The sequence below is a fragment of the Corynebacterium sp. 045007 genome, assembly GCF_040743205.1.
Classification (GTDB): domain Bacteria; phylum Actinomycetota; class Actinomycetes; order Mycobacteriales; family Mycobacteriaceae; genus Corynebacterium; species Corynebacterium jeikeium_D.
The window spans coordinates 1-18,418 of the sequence record NZ_JBFLKW010000022.1; the positions used below are offsets into that span (position 1 = coordinate 1).

Below are 18,418 nucleotides of genomic sequence, written 5' to 3' on the forward strand. Positions count from 1 at the left end.
CGCCCGGTCCCATTCCGAACCCGGAAGCTAAGTCCACCAGCGCCGATGGTACTGCACTCGGGAGGGTGTGGGAGAGTAGGTCGCCGCCGGCATAAAAAGTTTATTGTGTGGGTCGTGGTAGCCAGTTCCCGTGTGGGGTTGGGTGCTGCGGCCCACTTTTTGTTACCCACGAGTAAACAACATTCAACGACGGTTGTTGTGGTAAGGCGTGGCGCTATACCAGATACTTCTGGCGCAATTGGTTGATGTCGGCGTCGGAAAGCCCGATGCCTTGTCGGACGAAGTTGTCGAAAGTACCGTAGTTCTCTTCGATAGCGTCCCACGACATCTTGAGCCACTTTTTGTCTACCGCGTCTTCACGATTGAGGTAAGCGTTGCTGGCAAGGAAATCCTGCTCGATTGCTTCGTAACTAACTCCCAAGATGGCCAAGAGGAACGCGGCACGGAGGCCGGTTCGGTCTTTGCCAGCACTGCAGTGGAAAACGACGGCGCCGTCTTCATATGCGAGTGCTTGGAGAAGATCCTTCCAAGCGGTTCGCGGTGCTTCTCCGGTAATCATCAATTCATAGCCGAGCAGTTGGCCGAAGTATTTCACTTCATCGTCGAAAATCTCTGCATCACGCGCTTTGATGCTGTCTCCCGCCGCTTCGTAGAACTCGGGCGCGTGGCCGTAGAGCTGCTCGCCAGTAGTTACGACAGGATTCTTCACAAAGCCCAAGCCATTGCGAACACCGATGATGTCCGCTACTTGGTAAGTCACGCCGTCGGGCAAGACGTCTGGGGATTCGTTGCGCTCTTTAATGTTTCGCAAATCCACGACGTGTGTCACACCTGCCTCAATCATGCGGGCAAGATCTTCGTCGCTTGGCTCTCGTAAAGCATTTGACCTGTATGCGAGGCCTTGGCGGATACGGCGACCGTCCTCGGTCATGATTGGGTTGGCGCTACTTCCCGCTACATCGCGGAAGTTGCTGAGTGAGGAGAGTGAGCCGGACTCGATAGGGGTTTGAGATCTGGTAGGCGCCGTGGTGGTAGCAGACTGTCCGGCGGCCTGTGTCTCGGTCGCACTAATCCCTGTTGTGACTGCATTAAACAGCGAGGTGTCAGGGCTGGCCGATGCGGGCGCTGGGGTCATAGTGCCGAGTGGTAGAAGTAGGACCGCGGTTAGGCCAGCGGCTTGAGCGCGATGGTTCGCGCGGCCCAGGTTAGTTGTATTCACGGGTAATGAGGTTAGTGTGCTTCAGGTTTTCGGCAACTTATAAGAAAAGCTCTTTCTCGCATAGCCCCGCCGGCGCAATAAGGTCCTTTGGAACGCGGTAAGAACGTAACGGGGGTACCTGGCTGCACTACTCGGAAAATGCCCGCTACCATTGCAAATTAGCCAACACTAAGACAAGTTCGAAATATGCCCTAAATATTGCGCAATTTCATAATGCATTTACTTGTTAAATAGGGAACCCTAAGCTAATGTCTCACAGGTAATGATTACCTAAGTAAGTGATTGGGTAACGGCGTCTTAGTGGCGTTTGTTTAACCATCGTACTGTGACCGAAGGGATGCCTTTAAGTGGCGCGTTCAAACCCCGGCCGTATTCGCAATATTGTAGTTGCATCTGTTGCGAGCCTTGGACTTGTTCTTGGTGCATGTTCTACTGATGCCGGTAACGAGGATAAGTCTGCAGCTGCAGGCAACGAGTCTACTATTACCGTTACTGATAATCACGGTGAGCAGACCGTACCTGCCGAGATTGACTCTGTTGTGGCCACGGATAACCGTTCCTTCGAGATGCTCAACCAGTGGGGTATTAAGCTGGCGGCAGCTCCGAAGCAGCTGATTCCGTTCACGATTCCTGACTACAAGGACAACCCTGACATTCAGGACATCGGCAATCACCGCGAGCCGAATCTCGAAATTGTTGCTGCTGCTGACCCGGACCTGATTGTGAACGGTCAGCGTTTCGGTCAGTACTACGATGACCTGAAGAAGCTTGCCCCGAACTCCGCGATTGTGGAGTTTGAGCCGCGCGAGGGTAAGCCACTGGACGAGGAGCTCAAGCGGCACGCTAAGGGCCTGGGCACCATCTTCGGTAAGGAGAAGGAGGCCGATCAGCTCATCGCTGACTTTGACAAGGCTCTGGAGCGCGCCCGCAAGGCTTACAACCCGGACGTGAAGGTCATGGCACTTAACTCGTCGGGCGGCACCCTCGGTTACATTGCTCCGACTGTTGGTCGTACCTACGGCCCGCTGTTCGACCTGATTGGCATGAAGCCGGCGCTGGAGGTCGACAAGGCCAGCGATGACCACCAGGGTGATGAGATTTCCGCCGAGTCCATCGCTGAGGCGAACCCGGACTTCATCATGGTGCTTGACCGCGATGCCGGCACCTCTGTCCGCGGTACCGATGAGTACCGTTCGGCACAGTCTGTGGTCGAGGAGGCTGCTCCGCTGAAGAACGTGAAGGCAGTCAAGGAGGGCAAGATCTACTACGCCCCAGAGGACACCTACACCAACGAGTCCATTATCACGTACACGGAGATTCTGAACGGGCTTGCCGACGCCTTCGAGCAGGCCTAATAGTTCTCTGACCAGTCACAGGAGTACCTCACCAACTCTATGCAGAAGTTACTGGATTCCCGACTAGCCATCGGGATTGCCTTTGTGGCAGTCCTGGTGGCTATGTCGCTGTTTGTAGGCCAATACGACATCCTGGGCGCCGACGACGGCTGGGAGATGTTCGCCACTACGCGTATACCGCGAACCATTGCACTAGTGCTCTCGGGTGCCGCGATGGCGATGTGTGGCTTGGTCATGCAGCTACTTACGCGCAACAAGTTCGTCGAACCCACCACCACGGGAACCACGGAGTGGGCTGGTCTCGGCCTGATTTTCGTGATGTATTTCTTTCCTTCGGCCTCGATGCTTGGCCGGATGGGCGGGGCAATCATCTTCGCTTTCATCGGCACGGCAGTGTTCTTCCTGTTCTTGCGCCGTGTCGCTTTGAAGTCAAGTCTGGTTGTGCCCATCGTGGGCATCATGTTGGGTGCGGTAGTCAGTTCGATTTCGACTTTCTTTGCGTTGCAGACGGACATGCTGCAGTCGCTAGGCGTGTGGTTCGCAGGCTCTTTTACTGCCATTTATAAAGGGCAATACGAATTCCTGTGGCTGGTCGTCATTGTGGTTGCGATTGTCTTCGTATTCAGCGATCGGTTAACGGTTGCGGGGCTTGGTGAGGACATTGCCACCAACGTCGGTCTGAACTACAAGCGAATCGTGTTCCTGGGCACCGGCCTGATTGCCATTGCAACGGGCCTGGTTACGGTAGTGGTGGGCAATCTGCCCTTCCTGGGCCTCGTTGTCCCCAACATTGTCTCCATGTTCCGTGGCGATGATCTGCGCTCCAATCTGCCCTGGGTATGCCTGGTGGGCATTGCCATTGTGACGGTCGCGGACTTGATTGGCCGCGTCATTATCGCCCCGTTCGAGATCCCGGTATCGGTAATTCTCGGCATCCTGGGTGCTGCCATTTTCGTCTATCTGATTGTGGAGCGGCGTCGTGCTTAATCTCAGTTCAACTACAGCTAGAACCAACCAAGTTGGCCCGCAAACGACGTCGTTTAGTACGGGTGCCGCGGCGCGCAGGTACTGGATTATCATTGCTGTGCTGGCGGGTCTGGCAGTGTTGTTTACGGCGGGCCTGCTCGCGTGGGACAACCCGTTGCCGTTCGGGACGGATGGTTTTTGGCTGATTGCGCGTCGGCGCCTTGATGCCGTCATTGCCATGATTGTGGTTGCCTGCTGCCATGCCGTCGCGACAGTGGCGTTCCAGTCGATTGCGAATAACCGAATTATTACGCCGTCGATTATGGGGTTTGAAGCGCTGTACGTGGCTATCAGTACCGCTGCGGTGTACTTCTTCGGGGCGACAGGTCTGATGAATGCCGGCTCGGTTGGGGCGTTTGTGCTGCAGCTCGTGCTGATGGTGGGGCTGTCGCTGGTGCTGTATGCGTGGCTGCTGACTGGGCAGGGCGCGGATATGCACAGCATGCTGCTGGTGGGCATTGTTATCGGTGGCGGGCTGGGCTCGGTATCGACATTTATGCAGCGCATGCTGACGCCTTCGGATTTTGACCTGCTGACGGCGCGGCTGTTCGGCTCTGTCAACAACGCGGACCCGGAGTTTTTCCCGGTGGCGATCCCGCTGGTGATTGCGGCAATCGTGGTGATTGCGCTGCATTCGCGGGCCCTCAATGTCATGTCGTTGGGGCGTGAAGTCGCGACGAATCTGGGCGTGAATTACCAGGTTCGGTCCATCACCGTGCTGGTTGCGGTGTCGGTGCTGATGGCAGTATCGACGGCTATGGTCGGCCCGATGACATTCCTCGGCTTCCTGGTCGCGACCATTGCGTACCAGGCTGCGGATACCTATGACCACCGCTTTGTGCTGCCGATGGCGGCGCTGATTGGCTACGTCACGCTGGCCAGTGCGTATTTCATCCTTAATCACGTTTTCTATGCCCAGGGCGTGGTATCCATCATCATCGAGCTGGTTGGCGGTTCGATCTTCCTCTACGTCGTTTTGAAGAAGGGACGGCTATGATTCTCCTCGACAGTGTAAGCAAGAGCTATACCAGCGAGGTGTCAATTGGCCCCGTTGACCTGGAAATTCCAACCAATGCGATTACGGCTCTGATTGGGCCGAATGGTGCGGGCAAGTCCACGCTCTTGACTATGATTGGCCGCCTTCTGGCCGTCGATTCCGGCGACATCAACGTCGGCCCGTACAACGTGGGCAAGACCAAGTCGAAGGATCTGGCGAAGGTGCTGTCGATTCTGCGTCAGGACAATCACTTCGTCACCCGTCTCACCGTGCGCCAGCTAGTCAGCTTCGGCCGCTTCCCGTACAGCCAGGGGCGCCTGACCGCCGAGGATGAGCGCATCATCTCTCAGTACATCGAGTTCCTCAACCTCGAGTCGCTCCAGGGTCGCTACTTGGACGAGCTCTCGGGCGGTCAGCGTCAGCGCGCGTATGTCGCAATGGTGCTCTGTCAGGAGACGGATTACGTGCTTCTCGACGAGCCGTTGAACAACCTGGACATTTCTCATTCGGTCGACATCATGTCGCACCTGCGCACTGCAGTGCGCGAGTTGGGTCGCACCATGGTGGTCGTGTTACATGACATCAATTTCGCGGCTCGCTACGCCGATTACATCTGTGCGGTCAAGGATGGCCAGATTATTGAGCACGGCCCAACCTCAGAGCTGATGCGTACGGAGGTTCTGAGCCCAATCTTCAACACTCAGATTGACATTGTCGAGGGCCCGCACGGCCCGGTCGCCTGCTACGGCTCTTAAGCCAATTCCGAGCCGGCCCCACGCAGCCGATACAATCTAGCCTCATGACTATTACTGCTGCCGTTGACGGTTCCGCCTTGCACAACCCCGGACCTGCCGGGTGGTGCTGGTATATCGACGACAGCTGCTGGGCCGCCGGTGGATGGAAAGAGGGAACCAACAACCGCGGCGAGCTCACCGCTCTTGCCGAGCTTCTCCGCGCCACCGCTCACATCCCCGACGAGCCTCTTTTCGTACTGTGTGATTCGCAGTACGTGATTAACTCCGTTACCAAGTGGATGCCAGGGTGGAAGCGCAAGGGCTGGAAGAAGCGCGACGGCAAGCCCGTCCTCAACGTCGATATCTTGCAGGACATCGACCAGCTGCTCGTCGGCCGCAATATCCACCTCGAGTGGGTTAAGGGACACTCCGGCCACGACATGAACGAGGCCGCTGATCAGCGCGCCCGAGCCGCCGCCACCGCGTATCAGAAGGGCACCGCAGTGCCCGAGGGGCCAGGTTTCGCCGGTGCGGGGAGTCGCGGGCAGGCGAATGCAGCACAGGCGAATGCAGCGCCGGCAAAAACCACGTCCGGCGCGCCTATATCCGAGCCCAAACAACCCAAGACCACAACCTTCGAGCAGGAGGGTCTCTTTGACCTCGCTGCCGACACCACCGTGACGCCCGAGGACGCCGCCAAGGAAGCGCTCACCGTTTTCCGCCGCGCCGCACATCGCGCTGAACAGGGCAATGCCCGCGCCCTCAAGGCATTGCTTAACGACGCCCTGGGCGCCAACCTCGCCGTGCCAGACGGGCTTTCGGATGCCGAGCATGAGCTCCGCGTCGAGGGAACCACCGCTACCGCGCAGTTCACTACCGACGGCTGGGTTGGCTTGGCTGTCTGGGATTTGTCCCAGGCAGTGGGGAAGGCCACAGGTTCCGCGCGTTTGCTGGGCTGGAATGTGGGTAGGTCTTAGCAGTAGTATGAAAGTTTGGTCTTTTAGGTAGACCATCAGGCAATCCGGGGTTACTGGTAGCCTGAAAACACATAAATTCTTTTACTCATTACATATAAGGAGCTCCGACTTCATGGCTGAGCACGAAGGTCCTCGTTCCGGCGAAGGCCGAGGAAATCGCGGAAACCGCGGGTCTAACCGTTCCCATGGTCGTGGCGAGGGCGGCTTTAACGGGCGCAACCGCAACGATCGTCGTGGACAGGGCGGTGGCCCAGGTGGTCGTGGCCGTGGTGGTCACGGTGGTCATGGCGGCAACCGCGATTCCCGTGGTTCGCGGGGCTTCCGTCGTGATGATCGCGACGATCGTGACTTTAACGGCGGTGACCGCAATGAACGCGGTGGTCGTGGCGGTCGTGGTTACAACCGCAACGACCGCAACGACCGGGGCGACCGCAATGATCGTCGCGGCCCGGGCGGACGCGGTGGCCAGGGAGGCCGCAACTTCGACCGTCGTGGTGGCAAGCCACGTCGCTCCAACCGTGGTGGCCGCTTCCAGGATGAGAAGCGTACGCACCGCACCGGCCCGCAGCGCCCAGGTTTCCGCGAGGAGCGCATTGAGGCCCGCAAGAACGAGCCGAAGCTGCCAGATGACATTCGTGCAGACGAGCTCGACCCGAGCGTGCGCCAGGATCTGAAGAGCCTGGCTAAGGACAACGCCGACAAGGTTGCTCGTCACATGATTATGGCCGCAATCCTGATGGCTGAAGACCCGCAGCGTGCCCTGGAGCACGCCCGCGCAGCGAAGGACCGCGCAGGCCGCGTCGGTGTCGTTCGTGAGACAGCTGGTGTCGCCGCTTACCACGCAGGTGAGTGGAAGGAAGCCCTGGCTGAGCTGCGTGCTGCTCGTCGCATCTCCGGTGGCCCGGGCATGCTCGCGGTGATGGCGGACTGTGAGCGCGGCCTCGGCCGCCCGGAGAAGGCCATCGAGCTGGCTCGCTCCGAGGAAGCCAAGCAGCTGGACAACGAGTCCAAGACTGAGCTGGCTATCGTCGCCGCAGGTGCTCGCCGCGATATGGGCCAGATTGATGCGGCTCTGGTTGAGCTGGAGACCCAGGATCTGAACCCGGACCGTGAGGATTTCGAAGCAGCACGTCTGTTCTACGCCTACGCTGATGCGCTGGTGGAGGCCGGTCGTAAAGACGACGCGAAGGTGTGGTTTACCCGCTGCGCCAAGATTGATGTCGACCAGATGCTCGATGCTCGCGAGCGCATCGAGGAGCTGAGCAAGTAATCAGCCCAGCCGCCCGGCTCGCAGAACCAGCCACCGCTGGCGCAATCCGGCCGCGCATCTACAATTCGTCGTAAAGCGTTCCTATTTCGTAAAAGGAGAAATGCACCTCATGGCTTCTGTCGCTTCTTCCTATGATGCCGCTCTGCTGGATCTGGATGGCACGATCTACGAGGGCGGCGCGGCGATTCCGAACGCGCTGGAGGGGCTGACTGAGGCGGCGCTGCCGATGGTGTTTATTACGAACAACGCCTCGCGTGCGCCGCAGACGGTGGCGGATCAGCTCAATGAGCTGGGGTATGACGTGCATGCCGAAGATGTGATGACGTCGGCGCAGGCGGCCATTGAGATGGCTGCGGAGGTCATTGAGCCGGGCTCGAACGTTTTTGTGTTGGGGGCGGAGTCGTTTAAGCAGTTGGCTCGTGAGGCGGGGTACACCGTGGTGGATTCCGCTGATGACAACCCTGCGGCGGTTTTCCAGGGGCTCAACCGTGAGATGACGTGGAAGCAGATGTCGGAGGCGGCGCTGGCGGTGTCGCGAGGTGCGCGCTTCCTGGTGTCGAATTTGGATACGACGTTGCCGTCGGAGCGCGGTTTCCTGGTTGGCAATGGTTCGGTCGCTGCGGCGATTTCGACGACCACGGGTGTCGCACCGCTGTCGGCGGGTAAGCCGAAGCCGCCGATGTTCATTAAGGCGGCGGAGCGTGTGGGTGCGAAGAATCCGCTGGCGATTGGGGATCGTCTGGATACCGACATCGCGGGCGGAAATGCTGCGAAGATGGACACGTTTATGGTGGTCACGGGCGTTTCCACGCATATGGATGTCGTCGCAGCGCCGCCTGAGCACCGTCCGACGCTCATCGGTGCTGACATGACCGCCCTGAATCGTGAGCTGGATCAGGCACGTCCGGCTCCGCAGGCTGGTTTCACCGCGCGTCACGACGACGCGGAGGCCGGTGTCATCGTTCTTTCTGGCGGTGACACGGAGGATCCTCGGTTGGCGAACCCGGCGGAGGCCGCGGTGGCGGCGCTGCTGACGGTCGTGGATGTGGTGTGGAACTCTGAGGCTGGTCGTGCTGGCGCAGTCGAGGTTGCGCAGGTCCGCGCGGAGGGCCCGGCTGCTGAGGCGGCGCTGGCTGCCTGGCGGAAGTGATAGCCGATGAGTGAGGTTGCACCGAAGCCAGGGCAGGGGCAGGGGTCTGGTCCTGTGCCGGGGCCGAAACCCGGCCCTGCATCTGTACCTAACCCGGCACCTAGCCCTGCAGCGATGCCCGGCGCGCGCGAGGTAACTCCGGAGGATGTCCGCGAGCAGGTGGCGGCCGCACTGTCTGCACCTGCGCCAACTCCGCAGGAGAGAGTCGCGCAGTTTGAGCGGGCGCATGAGATTTTGTATGAGGCCCTGGGCTCGTCACGCAGGGAAGGAAAGTGAACGCGGTGGCAAAGAAAGCTCCTAAGCGCAGGCTCGATGCGGAGTTGGTGCGAAGGAAGATTGCTCGCTCCCGTGAAGCGGCAGTGGACATGATTAAGGCCGGCCGAGTGGAGGTCGGCGGTTTTGTCGCCTCCAAGCCTGCGACTGCGGTGACAGGCGACGTGTCCATTCGCGTCAGTGGTCTGGAAGAAGACGAGAACTGGGCATCGCGCGGTGCACACAAGCTGCTCGGCGCGTTGGAAGCTTTCGAGCCGCAGGGTCTGGACTTGAAGGGCCGGAAGGTGCTGGATGCCGGTGCCTCCACGGGCGGTTTCACCGATGTGTGTCTGCGTCGCGATGTTGAGACCGTCTACGCCGTCGATGTTGGTTACGGTCAGCTGATTTGGCGCTTGCAGGACGACCCGCGGGTGGTTGTGCTCGACCGAACTAATGTCCGCACGCTGACGCCGGAGATACTTGGCGGCACGGCCGATGTCATGGTTGGCGACCTGTCGTTTATTTCTTTGAAGCTGGTCCTGCCAGCGATTGTTTCCTGCCTCGACGAGGGTGCTGACCTGCTGCCGATGGTCAAGCCGCAGTTTGAAGTGGGCAAGGAGCGCCTTGGCTCCGGTGGTGTCGTGCGCAGCGATGCACTGCGTCAGGAAGTTGTCCAGGAAGTCGCCGAATACGCCCGCACTCTGGGGCTGTCCTTCCGGGCGGCGGTGGCCAGCCCGCTGCCGGGTCCGAGCGGCAACGTGGAGTTCTTCCTGTGGCTGGTGAAAGACGGCGGCGCCAGCGATATTGGTGATGAGGCTATGGCTGCGGCCATCGCCAAGGCTGTTGAGGAGGGGCCGCACAATGACTAGCTCACCGACCGAATCACCGACTAGCGCGAGGAGCAGCTCAGGGATTAGCAAGCCCAAGAACAGCGCCGGCAAGCGTGAGATTCTGCTGGTTCCGCACACCGGCCGTAGCGCCAACCTGGAAATGGCCGCAGAGGCGGCCGAGCTGCTTGAGGCCGCGGGTATCGATATCCGCGTCCTGGCCGGTAAGAACCCGGAGGCGCTGGCCGCGCACCCAACGCTCGGTAAGTACCCGCGCTACTGGCATTCCCCGCAGGCGGCGTCGGGATGCGAACTCGTCCTCGTCCTCGGCGGCGACGGCACCTTCCTACGCGCCGCAGACATCGCGCACTCGGCTGACCTGCCGGTGCTCGGCATCAACATGGGGCATGTGGGCTTCCTCGCCGAGTGGGAGCAGGAGTCCATGACGGAGGCGATTAGTCGCGTCATCAAGCGCTCCTGGCGTATCGAAGATCGCATGACCATCCGCGCCACCGTCCGTGATACCACCGGCCGCGTCATTGGCTCCGGCTGGGCGCTGAACGAAGTCAGTATCGAAAACGTCAACCGCCGTGGCGTGCTGGATGTCATCTTGGAAGTCGATGGTCGCCCAGTGAGTTCCTACGGCTGCGATGGTGTGCTAATTTCCACACCAACCGGCTCCACTGCCTACGCCTTTTCCGCAGGTGGGCCGGTACTCTGGCCGGAGCTCGACGCCATGCTGGTCGTGCCCAACAACGCCCACGCGCTGTTCTCCCGCCCGCTGGTGATCTCCCCGCACTCGACCATCGCCATTGAGACCAACCACGACACCGCCGAGGCGGTCGTAGTGCTCGACGGCTTCCGCAACATCACCATGCCGCCGGGCAGCCGCATCGAAATCGAGCGCGGCGCGCAGCCGGTTCGCTGGGTGCGTCTGGACGATCAACCGTTCGCCGATCGTCTGGTGCACAAGTTCCGCTTGCCGACGTCCGGGTGGCGCGGCCCCGCCGAAGCCCAATAGCCACCAAACACGGCAGACGAAACCCCAACTTCCAAGGGAAGGACTGATTGCAGGCGCCATGCTGACTGAGATTTCCATCCGCGACCTCGGCGTTATCCCGGACGCGACGCTTGAATTCAGCCCAGGACTCACCGTACTGACAGGTGAAACCGGTGCGGGTAAGACCATGGTGGTCACCAGCCTCAAGTTGCTCTGTGGCGCGCGTGCCGACGCCGGCCGCGTGCGCACCGGCGCAGACAAGGCGTTGGTGGAAGGCCGCGTGTCCACCGAGCACCTCTCGGAGGAAGAGTCAGCGACCATCGATGCTGTGGTTTCTGAACTCGGCGGCGAACGCGATGAGAATGACGAGTACCTGCTTGCCCGTCAGGTCTCCGCGAAGGGACGCTCCCGGGCGTGGGTTGGCGGTCGCAGTGCCTCCGCTGCGGCACTGGCGGATGTCTCTACCCGCCTGATTGCCATTCATGGCCAGAACGATCAGCTGCGTCTGCAAAGCGCCGATGAGCAGCGTGCGGCCATCGACCGCATGGATGCTGATGCCATCGCGCCAACCTTGGAAACCTACCGTCAGCAGCGCGCACACTGGCGCTCCCTGGTCAAAGAACTGGAAGAGAAGACCTCTAAGCGTCGTGAGCTGGCCATGCGTGCCGACCAGCTCAGCTTCGCCATCGAAGAAATCGACGCAGTCTCACCCGAACCGGACGAAGACCAGGACTTGGCCTCCCAGATCCGCCGCATGCAGGACCTGGACGGCCTGCGCGACGCTGCCGCCGTGGCGCTGGCCGCCATTGACGGTGCCGCTGCCGTGAGCACGATTGGCATGGATGCCGCCACCGAGGACTCTGGCGCAGCCGAACTCCTCGGCGCCGCCGCGAACGAGCTCGCCGCCGCAGAAGACGAGGAACTCACCGATTTTTCCAACCAACTTAATGAGCTGACCAGCCAGCTCTCCGAGATCTCTGCGGGCCTCGGCGCGTTTCTCTCCGGCCTGCCGGAGGAAACCGAGTCCTTGGACAAGCTGATGCAACGCCAGGTGGAGATTAAGAACCTCACCCGCAAGTACGCCCCAGATATCGCCGGTGTCCTGGCCTGGCGGGATAAGGCGGAGCGTAAGCTCGCCACGCTGGATGTTTCCGGCGAAGCCCTGGACAAACTCACCGCAGAGATTAAAACCGCGGAGAAGAAACTCGGCACCACCGCGCGGAAGCTCTCCAAGGCCCGCGCGAAAGCCGCAAAGCACCTGGAACAGGCCGTGACCAAGGAGCTCAAGGGCCTGGCCATGCCGCACACCTCGCTGGTGGTGGAGATCACCAAGGCCGACACCTTTGGTCCCGCTGGCGTGGACAACATTGAGTTCAAGCTTCGCGCCCACGAGGGTGCCGAGCCGCGTCCGCTGGCATCATCCGCATCCGGCGGTGAGCTCTCTCGCATCATGCTGGCATTGGAAGTTGTCCTCGCCGAAGGACAGGCCGGGCACACAATGGTTTTCGATGAGGTCGATGCCGGTGTTGGTGGGCGCGCGGCTGTGGAAATTGGCAAGCGCCTGAAGCAGTTGGCGGTGAACAACCAGGTGATCGTCGTCACGCACTTGCCTCAGGTGGCGGCGTTTGCGGATACCCACTTGGTGGTCAGCAAGGATGCGCGCTCGGGTGCGGTGTCGTCGAAGGTGACGAGCCTGGGCGATGAGGAGCGGATTGATGAGCTCGCGCGGATGATGGCGGGCTTGGACGATTCGGACTCCGGACGCGCGCATGCGCAAGATCTTCTGGATCAAGCTCGGCGCGCCTTCGCGGCCAAGTAGCTGCACTTATGTTTCACTAAGTGCCATGAGTCTGTTCTCTCGGAACGAAAAAGATCTTCCTGGCATTTCGGGGACTGTGCGGGACGGTTCCCGCCTGGAGCGTGCGCTCAAGCGCATGGGCGAAGGCGACATCGTGGTGATCGATGCGCCGGATATCTCGCGTCCACTGGCACAGCAGCTGATTGATGCCAAGGTCGCCGCAGTGGTGAACACTGGTGCGTTTACCACGGGTTTTGTGCCGAATTACGGCCCGCAGATGATGCGCGACGCCGACATTGCGATGGTGCAGAACGTCGGCGACGAGGTCTTTGAGAAGCTCAAGGACGGCAAGAAGGGCAGGCTTGACGACGGCAAGCTCTACTACGGTGACCGCCTGATTGGTCAGGGCGACGAGGTCGACCAGGACGAGCTTGAGCGTGCCTTCGATGAGGGCCGCACCAGCATGGTCGACCGCCTGGAGGCTCTCTCCGGCAACTTGGTGGAGTTCGCCAAGACCGAATCCCCGCTGTACATCGATGGCCTGGGCATTCCGGACGAGACAGAGCCGCTGCGTGGCCGCAAGGTCGTTGTGGTCAGCCCTGGTGAGGGACACCGCAAGACGCTGGAAGACTTAAAGAATTTCATCCGCGAGTACGAGCCGCTGCTCATCGGCGTCGACACCGGTGCCGACACGCTCTTTGATCTTAAGTACCAGCCGGACTACATCATCGGTGATCCGGAGAACATCAACTCTGAGGCGCTGCGGTCTGCCGGTTGCGTGATCCTGCCTGCCGACCCGGACGGTCACGCGGTGGGTCTTGAGCGCATTCAGGACCTCGGCATTGGTGCCATGACCTTCCCGGCGCTGTCCGATTCCGCCACTGACCTGGCGCTGGTCTTCGCCGCGCATCACGACGCCGACATGGTGGTCTCCGTCGGCGCGCCGCAGAACATCGACAGCATCTACCACGCTGAGGATCAAAGCGGTGTGCCGTCGGCATTGCTGTCGCGTTTGAAGGTCGGGGAGAAGCTTGTCGACGGTCGCATGGTCGCCGACCTCTACCAGGTCAATAGCCGTGGTTTCGGTGTGGCCTGGGCAATCCTGGCTATCTTTGTCGCCGTTGCGGTGATCTTCGCTATCGCTGGTACTTCCGGTGATGGTTCTGTCAGCGAGAATCTGATTGATACGTGGAACTCCATTGCACTGTGGTTCCAGGGGCTGTTTAAGTAGTTTTAGCGGTATTCGAGCACTAGGAGCGCCTAAAAGTTTTCGGCTGTCAGAGCTGATTGAGGCGTCGGCGAAAGGAAAAGGGACGGGCGATGGGGAAGAAGCGCAGGAGCGGGAAGTTCACAGCTGGTGTGACAGGTGCTGCCCTCGGTGTTGCGGCAGGTGCTGCGCTGGGTGCTTATGTGCTGAACCCCGCTGGTGCAGGCATTGATTTCGGCACGGGTGCCGCGTCCGAGCGCGATGAGGCTGTCGCGCGTGCCGATGCGCAGCAAGCGCGTGCCGATGAAGCAAACCGCATCATCGAGCCCATCGTCGGCGAGATTGTTAAGGACTCGTTGCAGGATGTTCCCGTCCTTGTTGTCGCCACTCCTGATGCCACGGATGAGCAGCTGGCAGGGGTTTCCGAGACCCTGCGCGCTGCTGGCGCCCCGGATGCGGGCGTGCTGAAGCTGACCGATAAGTTCCTCTCTTCCGCTGGTGCGGACGAGCTGAAGGACACGGTTTCTACCTCGCTGCCGGCTGATGTCCAGCTGGACCCGGAGCGCCGCGAGCCAGGCCGCCAGGCTGGTCAGGCGCTGGCTCCGGTGTTGGAGCTGGATAAGGATGGGGGAGAGCGGGCTTCCGCTGCTGACCGAAAGCTGCTGCTGGAGGCCTTAAAAGGCGGCGGTTTTGTGGAGTATGACGAGGGGACTCTGCGTCCAGCCGCTGGCATTGTGATTGTTGGTAATCACGGCACAGTGTCACGCACTGCGATTGATAAGGGCGAGGACCCGGAGTTCGGTGCTGGCCTGGTGGCCGATCTGGCTGTGGCCCTGGCTGAGGGCTTTGGTGCTGGAGGCGATGCTGCAGGTCACGTTGTGGTGGGGACTGACAGCTTTGGCCGCGAAGGTGTCAGTACTCTGACTGACGAGCGCTGGGGTGCCGACCCTGCTGTGAAGCGTGTGGACGCGGTGTCGGATGCGGCGGGGCAGGTTGGAGTTGTTGGGGACTTGAAGAAATAACACGGACGAGAAATTTCACGAAATCACCGGAGAAAAAGGAAGATTACGTGGCAAGGCGGCCAATGGGGAAATCTAGTATCAAGAAAACGAAAGCTGCCCGTAGTACTCTTCGAAAATATTGTGTTGATAATGGGAATCACAATAGAGCAATCTTATTTATTGCGATTCAAGCGATGCTTTTTTGCAGTATCGCATACCTTCATTTCTTAGCGATCACGATCAGACAAATTGCTTTTACGGAGGACGCTGATATAAATAAAGCTTTTATGTTAGTGGATTTTCATGGGTTAGGAAATGTTACTTCGTTCCTGGGTATAATATTTGCTATTTTTATCACGTTAATATTGGGGATTGAAAATCGAGCCTTTAAGTTAGCGGATGAGCTCCAAAAATCACTGCATGGACAGACTTCAAGTCAACTTACCTTGGAGGACTTCAACCAGTTCAAAGATGAGAGCATTAACTATAGTTTTTACCCAGCGCTTCTCGGACGATTGTACTTATTAGCTTCGTTAGTTACGACTACATATATAGCGAACCGATTCGCAATATTTCTTATAGATTTTGAGGATCTAGGTGGCATAATTGCTGAGATTCTTGTAGTGAATCTACTATTATATGTACTCTTTGTTCTAATTCAACGACTAAATGATGTGAGCCTGAAGATAGATAAAATAAACACCGTATTCAGCCAATATAAGTATTTGGCTAAGATTGAAATTATCAAAGAGTCGGATTTTTCTGAATCTAATCTAGTGGCAATAAAATATGATGATTTAATAAAACGGTTAACTAAATTCAAGGGTGAAAGTAAGAAGTTCATCACTAAAACAAAGGTGTTGCAATCTTTTGCGTATCCCAGTCTGTCTATTATTGTAATTGCTTTAGGGTGGGTTTTTGTGTCCACTCAGTTGCTTAATCCGGGGCGCGTCCAGGGGCGATTGAGTATAGAAAACCCTATTTTGTTGAGCGTTACAGTTGTTTATTTACTGCTGCTTTTCTATATTGCAGTATCGATGCTATTTACAAGTTATTTCTTGTGGAAAAACTACAGAGTCGTTGGTGTATTCAACTTTAGGGTCCTTCGTTTGTCAGCATTCATCTCGATTATTCCATTATTGATTCTTTGCTTTAGAGCCAAAGGGGTATTTGGCCTCACGTCGACGATTTGTCTTTTGTTGATTCTTTTTGGAATATTGACCGGCGTGTTTTTAGGCGTAAGAGCAATGTTTTCGGAAAATATCAGAGGCAACATTGACTCATCGATTGGGTCTTCGTTATCATTTGAGGTTAATTCCAGTGGCTGGCCCATGCAGTTAGGTGAAGAGCGTTTGAAACGTATTCGAAACCTGTTTCACCACGCAAATATTTTCAATGCGTATCAGTTTAAGGTTATTCTTTTGTGTGCAATTGGTCGGCCTAACGTAATTAATCAGGTTGATGAGCGCGGTTCCGATACGGAAATCTAAATTATCGTGACACTAGCCGATGATTAAGGTATTATTAATTAGTGTTTTTGCTGGCTGGGGACATTATTTGATGCATTATTATTGTTAGCGCCGCTCTGATTCTAATGTGTCGGGGTCGACTCGTGGTATGTTTCCTTAAAGAACTTACTTAATTTAAGTAGAGGGTAGTAATCGTCCAAATATTGTTTGCGGATTGAATTAAATATATGATGTCTTTTTAATGTATTTAATTTCGTAACGCAATGGTAAATGGTGGAAAGGTATAAAATTTTTTTATAATGTGGTATTCTAGTATCTGGTTGGTTGCTAAAGAAGAGTTTCTTATGCCCAGTAAGGTGAAATTCTTCATTTCCAGGTCTGCCAAAGGCGCAATAGTCTCTGTCCAAGCTGTGTCATCCCAAAATTCTCATTACTTCTGAGTGTTATTTTTTCTAGGGCACAATATCTTCACGTCCAAGTTTTCAGAGGTCCATGACCAGCTCCGTGAGAATCAGCCGAAGGCGAAGTATTGCATTGCTTTCGAGAAGCTCATGGTCAATGACTTCCGCACTGACCCGACCCTGAAAGTTCAGTTCGACGAGGTCTACCGATGGTCAGACTGGAAGTACAAGGGGAGCGCCGGACACTGGCATCGTCCTGGTCGCACACCGCATTGACGCCGGCACGTGGGTAGTCATCCAGGGCAAGTTGTAAATGCCAACGACTTGCTTGGCAAAGGCGGACCTCGACTCATTCTTTGAAGCGTCGGGACGATCCTTTTGTACTGAGCCCGGCCCAAAACACTCCTGCAGCCGCATCATCATCTGTACAACTGACCACGAGTCCTCGAACTCAGAAGAAGCTTCGGCTAATCAGCTCATTCCCACCAGTCGTATCGTCATGGCAGCAATCGCCAAATCCCCGATTTACTGGGGTGTCGCTTTCCCCGGCTGAGAAATCCAAATCCATCTCTCTCAGCGCGAAACCTTTGAGTCGCGGCCGCACCATCAGGAAGCTATTGATCGCGCCATGGCGGGGTTTGCTACTCGCGAACGTGGTAAGCTCATTTTGGCCTGCGGTACTGGTAAAAACGTGACCGCTTTTCGCCTCGCCGTACGGGTAGCTGAAGAAGATGGGGAAAGCTCGAGTACTCTTCCTCGTGCCATCCATTTCGCTCTTTTCGCAAACTCTCAAGGAATGGACAGAACAAAGGCGTCTTGACATTCGCTCCTTCGCTGTGTGTTCGAACTCGGAGGTCGCTCGTAAAGCTGAGGATATTGCGACTTACGACCTAGAAGTTCCCGTCGCTACCAACGGAATTAAGATGGCTGAACGGTTGGAATCCGGCAAGCGGGCCAAGGGGCTCCACATCGTCTTTTCCACTTACCAGTCGCTGCCGGCTGCTCACGAGGCATAGGGCAAAGCCTGGGGTCACTCGGCCGAGCTTGAATCCAGGTCATCTAAGGCCGTACATTCTACGAACTGGCCCTGGCGAAGCCGTCGAAAGGATATCTGACGGGCTATTCTTACAGGTCATGGCTGTTGACGAGTTCGCTGACGATTTCATGGCCCGCAGCCAGACCAACCAAATCAATCTCTCTCCCTACGGCAATGATTGTGTATGTAACCGTCGGTCAATGTGCTCTGGTTAACAAGAGTGGTTTCAATCTGGGTGGAGCGATTCTTCCTCGTATCGGTGCGCACTTATACCTGTGACACGATTTGCTGCGCGCATTACAGGAAGAAATAGTACATGGTCACTGCTTTTTCTCTTCTTGCTAAAGCTAGAACTGAGAGGTTTGCACATGTGAATTTACTCCGAGGTGGACGACTCTATCGAAGCAGTCATTCTCGAATGGTTGTTGCAACTGGAGGCGATGGAAGTGTTACTGGCGGTGCTCTCGTTCCGGGAGCGGAAGGTGGTTACCGAGCAGATGCAGACACAGGTTGAAGAATTGAAGACGCTGCTCAAGTCAGATGCACGTAGGTTGCGATTGCCATTGTCGAAGCAGATGTTGACATAGTGGTAGCCGGATCAGTGTCGAACAAGCGCGAAGGTTAAACTTCGGATTGTAAAAGCCCGTCTGGGGTTTGAAGGCGCTAATTATTTGGCTGCAGAGCCAACTGGCAGGCCGG

General features: G+C 57.4%; 20 protein-coding genes and 1 rRNA gene. 20 read left to right on the forward strand and 1 reads right to left on the reverse strand.

The annotated features are described in order from the left end of the window. Window positions 1-92: ribosomal RNA gene (rrf, locus tag AB1Z34_RS09970) — 5S ribosomal RNA — on the forward strand; the annotation flags it as partial. 122 nt (window positions 93-214) lie between these two features. Here the strand turns inward: rrf and AB1Z34_RS09975 are convergent. After that, window positions 215-1,219 carry a tyrosine-protein phosphatase gene (locus AB1Z34_RS09975; protein ID WP_367158293.1) on the reverse strand — a complete coding sequence of 335 codons (1,005 nt, stop codon included), beginning with the start codon at window positions 1,217-1,219 and terminating at the stop codon, window positions 215-217. Between the two features lie 347 nt (window positions 1,220-1,566). On the opposite strand from AB1Z34_RS09975, the gene AB1Z34_RS09980 reads away from it, so the two are divergent. The 19 genes from AB1Z34_RS09980 to AB1Z34_RS10070 all read left to right on the forward strand — a co-directional run bounded on the left by AB1Z34_RS09980 (window position 1,567) and on the right by AB1Z34_RS10070 (window position 18,306). Continuing rightward, window positions 1,567-2,574, forward strand: coding sequence for a siderophore ABC transporter substrate-binding protein (locus tag AB1Z34_RS09980; RefSeq protein WP_367158294.1), 1,008 nt, complete (start codon window positions 1,567-1,569; stop codon window positions 2,572-2,574). Between the two features lie 39 nt (window positions 2,575-2,613). Further along, window positions 2,614-3,561 carry an ABC transporter permease gene (locus AB1Z34_RS09985; protein WP_070602722.1) on the forward strand — a complete coding sequence of 316 codons (948 nt, stop codon included), beginning with the start codon at window positions 2,614-2,616 and terminating at the stop codon, window positions 3,559-3,561. After that, window positions 3,554-4,597 (forward strand): iron chelate uptake ABC transporter family permease subunit, encoded by a 1,044-nt coding sequence (locus AB1Z34_RS09990; protein ID WP_070767223.1) that lies wholly within the window; start codon window positions 3,554-3,556, stop codon window positions 4,595-4,597. The genes AB1Z34_RS09985 and AB1Z34_RS09990 overlap by 8 nt, the downstream gene beginning before the upstream one ends. Further along, entirely contained in the window at window positions 4,594-5,352 is a 759-nt protein-coding gene (locus AB1Z34_RS09995; RefSeq protein ID WP_367158295.1) for an ABC transporter ATP-binding protein, read from the forward strand. Before AB1Z34_RS09990 ends, AB1Z34_RS09995 begins: the two co-directional genes overlap by 4 nt. A gap of 44 nt (window positions 5,353-5,396) precedes the next feature. Further along, window positions 5,397-6,308, forward strand: coding sequence for an RNase H family protein (locus AB1Z34_RS10000; protein ID WP_367158297.1), 912 nt, complete (start codon window positions 5,397-5,399; stop codon window positions 6,306-6,308). Window positions 6,309-6,420: 112 nt separating this feature from the next. Next, window positions 6,421-7,578: a hypothetical protein gene (locus AB1Z34_RS10005; RefSeq protein WP_076773490.1), complete on the forward strand. Its 1,158-nt coding sequence runs from the start codon at window positions 6,421-6,423 to the stop codon at window positions 7,576-7,578. A 109-nt stretch (window positions 7,579-7,687) separates the two neighbouring features. After that, window positions 7,688-8,728 (forward strand): HAD-IIA family hydrolase, encoded by a 1,041-nt coding sequence (locus tag AB1Z34_RS10010; RefSeq protein WP_076773493.1) that lies wholly within the window; start codon window positions 7,688-7,690, stop codon window positions 8,726-8,728. 6 nt (window positions 8,729-8,734) lie between these two features. Then, window positions 8,735-9,004 carry a hypothetical protein gene (locus AB1Z34_RS10015; protein WP_048733379.1) on the forward strand — a complete coding sequence of 90 codons (270 nt, stop codon included), beginning with the start codon at window positions 8,735-8,737 and terminating at the stop codon, window positions 9,002-9,004. A gap of 5 nt (window positions 9,005-9,009) precedes the next feature. After that, a complete protein-coding gene (locus AB1Z34_RS10020) occupies window positions 9,010-9,849 on the forward strand; it encodes a TlyA family RNA methyltransferase (RefSeq protein ID WP_049171668.1) in 840 nt (279 codons plus the stop codon). Next, entirely contained in the window at window positions 9,842-10,828 is a 987-nt protein-coding gene (locus AB1Z34_RS10025) for an NAD kinase (RefSeq protein ID WP_367158298.1), read from the forward strand. Before AB1Z34_RS10020 ends, AB1Z34_RS10025 begins: the two co-directional genes overlap by 8 nt. A 58-nt stretch (window positions 10,829-10,886) precedes the next feature. Then, a complete protein-coding gene (gene recN, locus AB1Z34_RS10030) occupies window positions 10,887-12,626 on the forward strand; it encodes a DNA repair protein RecN (RefSeq protein ID WP_256887109.1) in 1,740 nt (579 codons plus the stop codon). 25 nt (window positions 12,627-12,651) lie between these two features. After that, window positions 12,652-13,836, forward strand: coding sequence for a putative cytokinetic ring protein SteA (steA, locus tag AB1Z34_RS10035; protein WP_367158299.1), 1,185 nt, complete (start codon window positions 12,652-12,654; stop codon window positions 13,834-13,836). A gap of 89 nt (window positions 13,837-13,925) precedes the next feature. Next, window positions 13,926-14,834, forward strand: coding sequence for a copper transporter (locus AB1Z34_RS10040; RefSeq protein WP_070862654.1), 909 nt, complete (start codon window positions 13,926-13,928; stop codon window positions 14,832-14,834). Between the two features lie 47 nt (window positions 14,835-14,881). Then, window positions 14,882-16,303 carry a hypothetical protein gene (locus AB1Z34_RS10045; RefSeq protein WP_367158300.1) on the forward strand — a complete coding sequence of 474 codons (1,422 nt, stop codon included), beginning with the start codon at window positions 14,882-14,884 and terminating at the stop codon, window positions 16,301-16,303. Window positions 16,304-16,722: 419 nt separating this feature from the next. Then, window positions 16,723-16,959, forward strand: coding sequence for a hypothetical protein (locus AB1Z34_RS10050; protein ID WP_240593370.1), 237 nt, complete (start codon window positions 16,723-16,725; stop codon window positions 16,957-16,959). 37 nt (window positions 16,960-16,996) lie between these two features. After that, entirely contained in the window at window positions 16,997-17,236 is a 240-nt protein-coding gene (locus AB1Z34_RS10055; RefSeq protein WP_240593368.1) for a hypothetical protein, read from the forward strand. Between the two features lie 75 nt (window positions 17,237-17,311). Further along, a complete protein-coding gene (locus AB1Z34_RS10060) occupies window positions 17,312-17,503 on the forward strand; it encodes a hypothetical protein (RefSeq protein ID WP_367158301.1) in 192 nt (63 codons plus the stop codon). A gap of 16 nt (window positions 17,504-17,519) precedes the next feature. Then, window positions 17,520-17,699, forward strand: a complete 180-nt coding sequence (locus tag AB1Z34_RS10065; RefSeq protein ID WP_367158302.1) for a hypothetical protein — start codon at window positions 17,520-17,522, stop codon at window positions 17,697-17,699. Between the two features lie 406 nt (window positions 17,700-18,105). Continuing rightward, window positions 18,106-18,306: a hypothetical protein gene (locus AB1Z34_RS10070; protein ID WP_088611564.1), complete on the forward strand. Its 201-nt coding sequence runs from the start codon at window positions 18,106-18,108 to the stop codon at window positions 18,304-18,306. Window positions 18,307-18,418 lie beyond the last annotated feature (112 nt).

Excerpts from the sequence above, each read along its gene's own strand:
- AB1Z34_RS09985 (WP_070602722.1), top strand. The coding sequence starts at position 2,614 with ATGCAGAAGTTACTGGATTCCCGACTAGCCATCGGGATTGCCTTTGTG.
- AB1Z34_RS09995 (WP_367158295.1), top strand. The coding sequence starts at position 4,594 with ATGATTCTCCTCGACAGTGTAAGCAAGAGCTATACCAGCGAGGTGTCA.
- AB1Z34_RS10000 (WP_367158297.1), top strand. The coding sequence starts at position 5,397 with ATGACTATTACTGCTGCCGTTGACGGTTCCGCCTTGCACAACCCCGGA.
- AB1Z34_RS10005 (WP_076773490.1), top strand. The coding sequence starts at position 6,421 with ATGGCTGAGCACGAAGGTCCTCGTTCCGGCGAAGGCCGAGGAAATCGC.
- AB1Z34_RS10010 (WP_076773493.1), top strand. The coding sequence starts at position 7,688 with ATGGCTTCTGTCGCTTCTTCCTATGATGCCGCTCTGCTGGATCTGGAT.
- AB1Z34_RS10015 (WP_048733379.1), top strand. The coding sequence starts at position 8,735 with ATGAGTGAGGTTGCACCGAAGCCAGGGCAGGGGCAGGGGTCTGGTCCT.
- AB1Z34_RS10025 (WP_367158298.1), top strand. The coding sequence starts at position 9,842 with ATGACTAGCTCACCGACCGAATCACCGACTAGCGCGAGGAGCAGCTCA.
- recN (WP_256887109.1), top strand. The coding sequence starts at position 10,887 with ATGCTGACTGAGATTTCCATCCGCGACCTCGGCGTTATCCCGGACGCG.
- steA (WP_367158299.1), top strand. The coding sequence starts at position 12,652 with ATGAGTCTGTTCTCTCGGAACGAAAAAGATCTTCCTGGCATTTCGGGG.
- AB1Z34_RS10040 (WP_070862654.1), top strand. The coding sequence starts at position 13,926 with ATGGGGAAGAAGCGCAGGAGCGGGAAGTTCACAGCTGGTGTGACAGGT.
- AB1Z34_RS10055 (WP_240593368.1), top strand. The coding sequence starts at position 16,997 with ATGCCAACGACTTGCTTGGCAAAGGCGGACCTCGACTCATTCTTTGAA.
- AB1Z34_RS10060 (WP_367158301.1), top strand. The coding sequence starts at position 17,312 with ATGGCGGGGTTTGCTACTCGCGAACGTGGTAAGCTCATTTTGGCCTGC.